7 protein-coding genes and 1 pseudogene are annotated in these 9,293 nt (G+C 59.9%); 1 reads left to right on the top strand and 7 read right to left on the bottom strand.

Annotated elements, in window-relative coordinates; all coding sequences use genetic code 11:
• Positions 1 to 844: 844 nt before the first annotated feature.
• From pepN to ACIQU2_RS28725, 6 genes are read right to left on the bottom strand one after another with little or no spacing between them, the layout of a single operon-like run.
• Positions 845 to 3,502 carry an aminopeptidase N gene (gene pepN, locus ACIQU2_RS28750; protein ID WP_403145940.1) on the bottom strand — a complete coding sequence of 886 codons (2,658 nt, stop codon included), beginning with the start codon at positions 3,500 to 3,502 and terminating at the stop codon, positions 845 to 847.
• 11 nt (positions 3,503 to 3,513) lie between these two features.
• The gene (locus ACIQU2_RS28745) at positions 3,514 to 4,344 is read right to left on the bottom strand and encodes a DUF2797 domain-containing protein (RefSeq protein WP_076031239.1); all 831 of its coding nucleotides are present in this window, start codon (positions 4,342 to 4,344) and stop codon (positions 3,514 to 3,516) included.
• Entirely contained in the window at positions 4,341 to 4,601 is a 261-nt protein-coding gene (locus ACIQU2_RS28740; protein ID WP_008152127.1) for a YeaC family protein, read from the bottom strand. The genes ACIQU2_RS28745 and ACIQU2_RS28740 overlap by 4 nt, the downstream gene beginning before the upstream one ends.
• 29 nt (positions 4,602 to 4,630) lie before the next feature.
• A complete protein-coding gene (locus ACIQU2_RS28735) occupies positions 4,631 to 5,506 on the bottom strand; it encodes a rhomboid family intramembrane serine protease (RefSeq protein ID WP_403145937.1) in 876 nt (291 codons plus the stop codon).
• Positions 5,503 to 6,477, bottom strand: a complete 975-nt coding sequence (locus ACIQU2_RS28730) for a metallophosphoesterase (RefSeq protein ID WP_403145944.1) — start codon at positions 6,475 to 6,477, stop codon at positions 5,503 to 5,505. Before ACIQU2_RS28730 ends, ACIQU2_RS28735 begins: the two co-directional genes overlap by 4 nt.
• Positions 6,474 to 7,364 carry an NAD(+) kinase gene (locus ACIQU2_RS28725; protein WP_007906781.1) on the bottom strand — a complete coding sequence of 297 codons (891 nt, stop codon included), beginning with the start codon at positions 7,362 to 7,364 and terminating at the stop codon, positions 6,474 to 6,476. Before ACIQU2_RS28725 ends, ACIQU2_RS28730 begins: the two co-directional genes overlap by 4 nt.
• A gap of 107 nt (positions 7,365 to 7,471) precedes the next feature.
• Here ACIQU2_RS28725 and ACIQU2_RS28720 point away from each other — a divergent pair, with 107 nt between their 5' ends.
• Positions 7,472 to 8,422, top strand: coding sequence for a DUF1853 family protein (locus ACIQU2_RS28720; protein ID WP_403145934.1), 951 nt, complete (start codon positions 7,472 to 7,474; stop codon positions 8,420 to 8,422).
• Here the strand turns inward: ACIQU2_RS28720 and ACIQU2_RS28715 are convergent.
• Positions 8,419 to 9,035 (bottom strand): annotated as a pseudogene (locus tag ACIQU2_RS28715) (ArsB/NhaD family transporter); the annotation flags it as partial. The gene ACIQU2_RS28720 and the pseudogene ACIQU2_RS28715 sit on opposite strands and share 4 nt — an antisense overlap.
• Positions 9,036 to 9,293: the final 258 nt, after the last annotated feature.

Genomic DNA, 9,293 nt, shown 5'->3' with positions numbered 1-9,293 from the left:
GCGCTAAAACTTCTGCCCACATCGCTTTAGTCACCCTGACTGGAGTTTTAGGGGATTTTAAACGAAGACCTTGAAAGGGATGGCTCTTACAGCGACTCACTTTTCCAGACGCCGAAAAGTAAGCAAAAGGCTTCGCCCCGGCGTACGGCGCCTCGCTAAAGCTCCGCGTTCCCTCGCTACGGTGCCCATCAGGGGGCATCGCCTACGGTCTGCTTCGCGACGACCTCCTCTCGATGTGTGCGGCTTCGCCGCACGGCGCTACGCGCCTAACCCCCTGATGAACACCTACGCTCGGCCTGCCGAAGGGGCGAGAGATCAAAAGCAGAATCAAGATCTAAAGCCACAGCCACAGCAAGATCAAAAGATCGCAGCCTCGTTTCACTCGACAGCTCCTACAGGGGATGGGTGTACACCCGCCCTTCACCACTCAACAGGCCGAGCGTTAGCTCGCCAGCAGCTTTTGATTTTGATCTTGCTTTGCCCGCCCCTTCGGGAGGCTGAGTGGAGGTGTTCATCTGGGGGTAGGCGCGCAGCGCCGTTCGACGAAGTCGAACACATCGAGAGGAGGTTGAAGCGAAGCCAACCGGAGGCGATGCCCCCAGATGGACGCCGGAACGAAGGAACGCCGAGCCTAGGCGAGGGGCCGGACGCTCGGGGCGAAGCCTTTTGGTTCCTTTTTGGCGTTTGAAAAAGGGACTCGCTGTAAGAGCGAAACCATTAGCGGCCGTTACCGCAGAAATGGATATGTACACCTGAAAGAAAATGGTCGGCTGTCAGGCCGCCATCGCGAGCAAGCTCAGTTCCTACAGGGTTCAGGTGAACCGCTGTAGGAGCGAACCCAGAGTCAGGCCAGGCTTTTGCTGACCACTTCAAACACATCACTCGACAACTGACCCGAAGCACGAATCCGCTCCAGCTCACCTTTCATCAACGCCTGACGCGCGTCGTCATACTTGCGCCAGCGAGTCAGCGGCGCCAACTGCCGAGAAGCGATCTGCGGGTTGAACCCGTTCAGCTCGATCACCAGATCCGCCAGGAACCGATAACCCGAACCATCGGCCGCATGGAAATTAATCAGGTTCTGCCCGGCAAACGCCCCCACCAGCGCCCGCACCTTGTTCGGGTTCTTGATATTGAACGCCGGATGCTGCATCAACGCCTTGACCCGCTCCAAACCACCGGGCAACACGCTGCCGGCCTGGACGCTGAACCACTGATCCATGACCAGCGGATTATCCTTGAAGTGCTCGGCAAAACTCGCCAATGCCGTGGCCTTATCTTCTTCGAACGGCGAATTCACCAATACCGCCAACGCCGTCAGGCGCTCGGTCATGTTGTCGCTGGTCTCGAACTGCTCAAGCGTCGCCGCCAATACTTCCGCTTTACCGCTGAGCATCAGGTACGACAGCGCAATGTTCTGCAACGCGCGACGAGCGAAGTGCTCGGCCTCAGCCACATACGGGGTTTTCTTCGACAGATCGCGATTGGCCTGATAACGCAGCCACAACGCTTCGAACAAACCTTCCGCCAATTGTTTACGAGCAAACTCGCGAGCGATGTGAATGGCGTCAACGTCAGCTACTTCGCTGATCTCGGTCAGATACGCCTCGCCCGGCAGCGAAAGCATTTCCGCGACCATCGCCTGATCCAGCGTCTCGTCAGACAGCACGGTGCGCAAGGCAGAAATCAGACGCTGATCCAGCACCAGTTTCTCGCCCTTTTGCTGCTGAGCAATCAGCTCTTGCAGCACCTGAACCGACAATTGCTGACCCGCATCCCAGCGGTTGAAGCCGTCGCTGTCGTGCTGCATCAGGAACATCAGCTGATCGCGGTTGTACGGGAAGCTCAGTTTCACCGGTGCCGAGAAGCCACGCAGCAACGAAGGCAATGGTTGTTCCGCGATGTCGATGAAGGTGAACGTCTGCTCGGCTTCGGTCACCGAAACAACCCGTGAGGTGCCCTGAGCGCTGCCTTCACCGGAAAGACGCAACGCAATGGCCGCGCCTTTGGAGTCCAGCAGGCCCAATTCGACCGGGATCACGAACGGCAACTTCTCAACCTTGTCCGGGGTTGCCGGGCAGCTTTGACGGAACGTCAGGCTGTAGGTTTTCGCCGCCGCGTCGTAGGACTCGCTGACCGCCAAACGCGGTGTGCCGGCCTGGCTGTACCAGCGCTTGAACTGGGTCAGGTCGACACCGTTGGCGTCTTCCATGGCCTTGATGAAGTCGTCGCAGGTCACGGCCTGGCCGTCATGACGATCGAAGTACAGGTCGCTGCCTTTACGGAAACCTTCGGCGCCGAGCAGGGTATGGATCATGCCGACCACTTCCGAACCCTTTTCGTACACGGTCAGGGTGTAGAAGTTGGAAATCTCGATGAAGCTGTCCGGGCGCACGGCGTGAGCCATCGGACCAGCATCTTCGGCGAACTGGTGGGTGCGCAGGTACGCCACGTCCTGGATGCGCTTGACCGTGGCCGAGTTCATGTCGGCAGAGAAGCCCGAATCGCGGAACACGGTAAAGCCTTCCTTCAGCGACAACTGGAACCAGTCGCGGCAGGTCACGCGGTTGCCCGACCAGTTGTGGAAGTACTCGTGGGCAACAATCGCCTCGACCCGCTGGTGCGCGGCGTCGGTCGCGGTTTCGGCGCGGGCCAGCACGGCGCTCGAGTTGAAGATGTTGAGGCCCTTGTTCTCCATGGCGCCCATGTTGAAGTCGTTGACCGCGACGATCATGAAGATGTCCAGGTCGTACTCGCGACCGTAGACCTCTTCGTCCCAGCGCATCGACTTCTTCAGGCTGTTCATGGCGTGCTGGCACTTGTCGATGTTTTCGGGTTCGACATAAATGCGCAGCGCCACGGAACGATCGGTCATGGTGGTGAAGGTGTCCTCGACGCACCACAAATCACCGGCCACCAGCGCGAACAGGTAGGCAGGTTTCTTGAACGGATCTTCCCAGGTCGCCCAGTGCCGACCGTCTTCGCCCGGACCGCTGGCAATCGGGTTGCCGTTGGACAGCAACACCGGATAGCTGTGCTGCTCGGCAACCACCGTGGTGGTGAACGTGCTCATCACGTCCGGACGGTCGAGGTAATAGGTGATCTTGCGGAAGCCTTCGGCCTCGCACTGGGTGCAGAACATCGTGCCGGATTTGTACAGGCCTTCCAGCGCAGTGTTGGTTTCCGGATGGATCTTGACGCTGGTGTCGACCGTGAAGGTGGTGCTGGTCGGGTGCAGGGTCAGGTGATTCTCGGTGAGTTGGTAGTCCGATTCCGCCAACTCGCGGTCAGCCAGGGTCACCGACAGCAATTCCAGCTGCTGGCCATCCAACACCAGCGGCGGCAGGCCCGGGCCACGTTCAGGATTGCGACGCATCACCAGTTGCGCATGGACCAGGCTGTGGTCCTCGAACAACTCGAAGGTCAGGTGCGTCTCGTCGATCAGGTACTCGGGCGCCTGATAGTCCTTCAGGTAGATCATCTTCGGTTGTTCGGTGCGCATGCTGGAGTCCTTTACTGATGCACGGCGAGCTGGTAAGCCGTGTATTTACGAATATTGATTACGCCGGTGTCGAAAATCAGGTACTGGCCCTTGATCCCCAACAGCGTGCCTTCGGCGATCGGATTCTTGTCCAGGTTGAAGCTGACGATCTTGGCCGGGTATTGCTCGACCGGATAGCGGATTTCGAGCGTTTCTACATCGGCAATGGTCTGGATCGCCTGTAGGCCGAATCGTTCCTGCAAACTTTGCAATCCTTCGGCGCAACTGTCGAACAGCTGATCACGAACCTGCGCCAGGTCGACCGACACCGCATCGCCCTTGAGTAAAGCACGCCAGTTGGTCTTGTCCGCCACCTGACTGCGAAACAGGTCTTCGACGAAGCCCGACTGCTGACGGGTCGATACGCGCATGATCGGCAGCGCCTGCCGGGCGCCCTGATCGATCCAACGGGTCGGCAGCTGGGTGGCGCGGGTGATCCCGACCTTCACCCCCGAAGAGTTGGACAGATACACAATGTGATCCGTCATGCAGAACTTCTCGCCCCACTCCGGCTCACGGCAGGTGCCAGCGTCATAGTGGCAACGCTCCGGGCTCATGATGCAGATATCGCATTGGGCCAGTTTGGTCATGCACGGGTAGCAGTAACCCTGACTGAAACTGGTTTTGGTCTTGCGTCCGCAATGGGAGCAATGAATCGCCCCCAGGTATTCCAGGCGCACCGTGGTCCCGATCAAAGGATTGACCGGCACCTCGACGTCGTCCAGACGAAACGCGTACTGCACGTTCGGCCCGTCAAGGCGCGCCGACATTTTGCTGATTGCACCGCGGCCAATCTCGATCAATGGACGGCATCCGATTTGAACAGGATATTCGGCACTTCGATCGACTTGGAGCCGCACTCCTGCACGCCCATGTAACCGGTGCGCTGGTCTTCGGGCAGGTTCTGGATTTCCCAGGCGATCATCGCTTGCAGCGACAGTTCGCGTTGTTCGGCGGTGAGTTTGCCACCGTCGGACCATTTACCGATTTCCACCGCCAGTTTCAGGCTCTGGTAGATATCGGGGGTGATGTTGTTGATCATTTCGTTAAAAGAGGACATCAAGGGCTCCGCGCTCTTTATTCACATAACTAATTTATGGCGGCCAGTTTACGGCGGTTGTACAAACCACCCAACAAACCAGTCAAGCATCCGACGAGCAACCCGCCGACGTGGGCCGCATTGGCAATTTCACCGAAGCCGATCATTGAGACCAGCCCGGACAGGCACAGCAATAGCCACACCAGCATCATCACCAGCACGCCGCGCGGCAGGCGATAAGCCGGGCTTGGCGACAACAGCTGAAAGATCCAGCAATGCCCCAGCAGGCCGTACAGCACGCCGGACAAGCCGCCAAACAGCGTCGGACCACTGAAAACAAACTGGGCGTAGTTCGAGACCAGGCCGAACAGCAACGTCAGGCCGATCAGGTTGATACTGCCCTGGCGCGACTCGATGCGCCGCCCCAACTCCCAATACCACATGCCGTTCATGGCCAGGTGCAGGATGCCGAAGTGGATCAGCATCGGTGTCACCAGACGCCACCATTGCCCCGCCGCCAGGCTGTCGGCCAAGGGCACGAAGTGGATGTACTCGCCGACAATGCGAAAATCGAGGAAGGTGAGCCAGCGCATCGTGTCGAGGTTTTCGCCCAGCAGCGTCACTGCGCCGACAAGCAGGCTCAGCAGCAACACGAACGCTGTCGCCTTGGCGTGGCGCAGTTGCTCGACGAAACTGGGACGCTTGATGGTTTGCGCCACCGGAATGTCCAGCTGTTGATCGGGATCACCGGCCGGGAAGCGTTCGTACAACGAGCGCACGTCTTCGCTGATGTTGGCCGGCACCCACAGCACCTGCTCGCCCGCCTCTTCGCTGACCCGATGCGGCACCTGCATGCGCTGCAACAGTTTGACGAACCCGCTCAAGTCCACTGCCAGAGGCAGACGTAAAACGGCAACGGCACTCATCGCAGCACCTCCGGTCGCTCGACATCGACCCAGACAAATTTATGCGGGTCGAGGCGGGTTTCCTGGTCCAGACGGTAGGCGACCAGTTTGCCGTAAAGCACCGCGCTGTAATCCAGACAGGCCAGGTTCGGCCGGATCGGCACCGGTTTGCCGCTGCGCCAGTAATGGCCCACGAACAACAATGGCTCGTCGACGCCATAGCGCAGCAAGGTGTTTTTTTCAGTGGACGACAGCGGCGTCCGGGCCACGGGTTCGGGCAAGGCGTCGGGCTGGAACACGATGTCTCCGTAGGTTTGCGGGTCGTCTTCCCAGAACTTGGTGCGGAAGAACGAACGCGTCAGGCCATCGCCACTGGTCATGGTCAACCCATGAGGCAAGCGCATGTCAGTGCCGCGCAGCAGGCGGTCAAACACGGTGCAGGCGAAACTGCCCGGTACGGCCGAGGCCTGGAGGAAATGTTCATCGACGCAACCGTTGGGGAATAGCGCGCGCAATGGTTCGATCAGGCCCGCGTCCCAGCAGGCGTGCACCACGCGGAAACGCCCGGCATCGACGAACAATGGCATCTCATAGAACCATTGCAGGAAGTCATGCCAGTCAGCCGGATGGTCTTCGAATTGGGTCAGGGTTTCGTTCAGCAAACGGGCATGGCGCGGGGTGTGTTCACGCACGAACTGCTTGCCGCTGCCCGGAGGCGCCGGCGTGCTCCAGCCGAGGGCGTTGAACTCATGGTTACCCATGATGCACAACGCCTGACCCGCTTCGACCATGTCGTGAACGATGTGCAGCGCTTCACGAATCCGCGGTCCGCGGTCGATGATGTCGCCGACGAACACCGCCATGCGCGACGGATGCCGCCAGACGCCACCGTGTTTTTGGTAACCGAGCCGGTCGAGCAAGTGCTCAAGGGTCAGAGCGCAACCGTGCACGTCACCGATCAGGTCGTAGCTACGCGCGGGATCGAGCATCAGTCGCCTCCACCACCCAACTTGCTGCCCCAGCCGAGTTTGGTCCGGCAGACTTCATAGTAGTTGTGGTCGAGCGGGTGAATCAGCCGCAGCTTCTGGGCTTTCTTGCTGATGGTGATGGTGTCACCCGGCGCGCAGGTAAAATGGTTCTGCCCGTCACAGGAGACTTGCGGGTAAATCTGCATATCTTTGGACACGACGATTTTCAGCTCACTGTTGCCATCGACCACAATCGGCCTGCCCGACAAGGTATGGGGGTACATCGGCACAATCACAATAGCGTCGAGCTTGGGATGCATGATCGGCCCGCCCGCCGACAGCGCGTAGGCCGTCGAACCGGTGGGCGTGGCGACGATCAGGCCATCGGCCTTCTGGCTGCAGACGAACTGGCCGTCGATATACAGTTCGAACTCGATCATCCGCGTCGACTTGCCGGGGTGCAGCACCACGTCGTTCAGCGCGTCGCCCTGACCAATGGCCTCGGCGTGACGACGAACTTCGGCTTGCAGCAGGAAGCGGTTCTCGACCAGATAGTGGCCGTCGAGCACTTCGGCGACTTTGACTTCCAGCTCATCGGGGCGAATATCGGTCAGGAAGCCCAGGCTGCCACGGTTGATGCCGAGCACCGGAATATTGTGCCGGGCCAATGCCCGCGCGGCGCCCAACAGGCTGCCGTCACCACCGACCACAATCACCATGTCACACACTTCGCCGAGCATCTTGCGCGACGAGGTTTGCAGGCCATGACCCGGCAGCACTTCGGCGATGGTGTCTTCGAGGATCACGTGCAGGTGACGATCGAGCAGAAACCGTTTCAGTCGGCGAACGGTATCCAGCACCTGAGAACTGCCCAGGCGACCGATGATGCCGATATTACGAAATTGCTCCATGAGGTTCCTGCGCGGCGGCGAAAAACACGATTATGGGCGAAAGCGCGGGATAGACAAAATCCTTTCAGCCACAACGGTGTACTCACGATTGAGGCTATGCTCGCAAGATGATCCTATTTCCCGATTTGCTGCAGTTACCCCACCAGTTGCGCCACCCGGAAGTGCGCGACCTGGCTTGGGTCATCCTCGCGCCGCCGATGCTTGGCGTCACGACGTGGCCGCAGCGTCATCCGCTGACCGGCAGTGACTGGGTACAAGCACCGGAGCGGCTGGAACGGTGGCTGCGGCAACTCGATCACGACAGTTATGACTTGCTGCACTGGCTGGCGCAGGCCCGAACCCGGCGATTGGGCTTGTACTACGAACGCCTCTGGCAATACGCCGTGCGGCACGCACCGGGTATCGACCTGATTGCCGCCAACATGCCGATCCGCCGCGAAGGCCACACGCTGGGCGAGCTGGACATGCTGCTGCGCGATCGTGACGGCGTGCATCATCTGGAACTGGCGATCAAACTTTACCTTGGCCCGCAAAATGGCGACGGACACGACACGGCGCAGTGGCTCGGCCCCGGCTGCCACGATCGGCTGGACCGCAAACTGGCCCATCTGACTCAGCATCAATTGCCGATTTCGGCGCGCCCGGAGAGCCGCGAAGTATTGGCGGCGCTGGATATCCAGCAGTTCAGCGCGCATTTGTGGCTGGGCGGTTATTTGCTGTATCCGTGGCCGGGACCGGCCGAGCCACCGAATGGCGCACATCCCCAGCATTTACGCGGTAGCTGGCTGCACCAGAAGGACTGGGCAGAGTTTGTCGTGAAACGCCCATTCGGTCGCTGGCAACCCCTGCCCCGCCATGCCTGGCTGGCACCGGCACACTATCCGGTGGAGCAGACCTGGAGCACTGAACAGCTGAATGCCTGGCTTAGTGATCTGGAGCCACTGGCCCCGGCGCAGTTGCTGGTGCGACTCACAGAAAACGCCCAAGGCGATTGGGAAGAAGCCGAGCGGCTGTTTCTGGTGGCAGACCTTTGGCCGAATGTGTCGGGTAATGGCTAACTTCGCACTGGCTGTTGTCTCGTGTAGGAGCTGCCGAAGGCTGCGATCTTTTGATCTTTAAACGTCACCAACAATACCGGCACCGTCAGCACAATCCCGACCTTGAAGTAATATCCCCAGCCGATCCGAATGCTCTTGCGCTCCAGTACATGCAACCACAGCAACGTCGCCAGGCTGCCGATCGGCGTAATCTTCGGCCCCAGGTCGCTGCCGATGACGTTAGCGTAGATCATCGCCTCCTTCACCACCCCGGTCGCCTGGCTGGTATCGATTGATAGCAAACCGATCAGCACCGCCGCAGATTGTTCATCATCGACGACAGCAGCGCCGTCAGCACGCCCGTGCCCATGGCCGCGCCCCACACGCCGTAATCGGCAAAACCATCCAGCCATCCGGCCAGATACCCCGTGAGCCCCGCGTTGCGCAGGCCATACACCACCAGGTACATGCCCAGCGAGAAAATCACGATATGCCAGGGCGCTTCTTTGATGACTTTGCGGGTGGAAATCTTGTGACCACGGGCGGCAATGGCCAGCAGCAACGCCGCGCACACCGCAGAAATGGCACTGATCGGAATCCCCAGCGGTTCCAGAGCGAAGCAGCCGAGCAGCAACTAGCTCCCCTACTCCTAAACGCACTGGGCTCGATGTAGCAGCTACCGAGCCCGCGAGGCTGCGTTCGGCGACGCAGTCGTCGTGAAATCAGGCACTGCGGTGTCCCAGGAATACCGCGTTCGCAGGGTTTACGACGACTGCGTCGCCGAACGCAGCCTCGCGGGCTCGGCAGCTGCTATGTATGGACTCGCCCCCACTGTCTACCCGCTTTTGAAAAACCGCCGCCCCGTTGCATCTATGTATCAGGCCTATTCGAG

Source organism: Pseudomonas sp. NPDC098740 (assembly GCF_044760065.1).
GTDB lineage: Bacteria > Pseudomonadota > Gammaproteobacteria > Pseudomonadales > Pseudomonadaceae > Aquipseudomonas > Aquipseudomonas rossensis.
Note: the sequence above shows the minus strand (reverse complement) of the source record. Positions and strands in the feature narration are given on the sequence as shown.

Coding starts and splice junctions, on each gene's coding strand:
- pepN (WP_403145940.1), bottom strand. CDS start 3,502: ATGCGCACCGAACAACCGAAGATGATCTACCTGAAGGACTATCAGGCG.
- ACIQU2_RS28740 (WP_008152127.1), bottom strand. CDS start 4,601: ATGTCCTCTTTTAACGAAATGATCAACAACATCACCCCCGATATCTAC.
- ACIQU2_RS28735 (WP_403145937.1), bottom strand. CDS start 5,506: ATGAGTGCCGTTGCCGTTTTACGTCTGCCTCTGGCAGTGGACTTGAGC.
- ACIQU2_RS28725 (WP_007906781.1), bottom strand. CDS start 7,364: ATGGAGCAATTTCGTAATATCGGCATCATCGGTCGCCTGGGCAGTTCT.
- ACIQU2_RS28720 (WP_403145934.1), top strand. CDS start 7,472: ATGATCCTATTTCCCGATTTGCTGCAGTTACCCCACCAGTTGCGCCAC.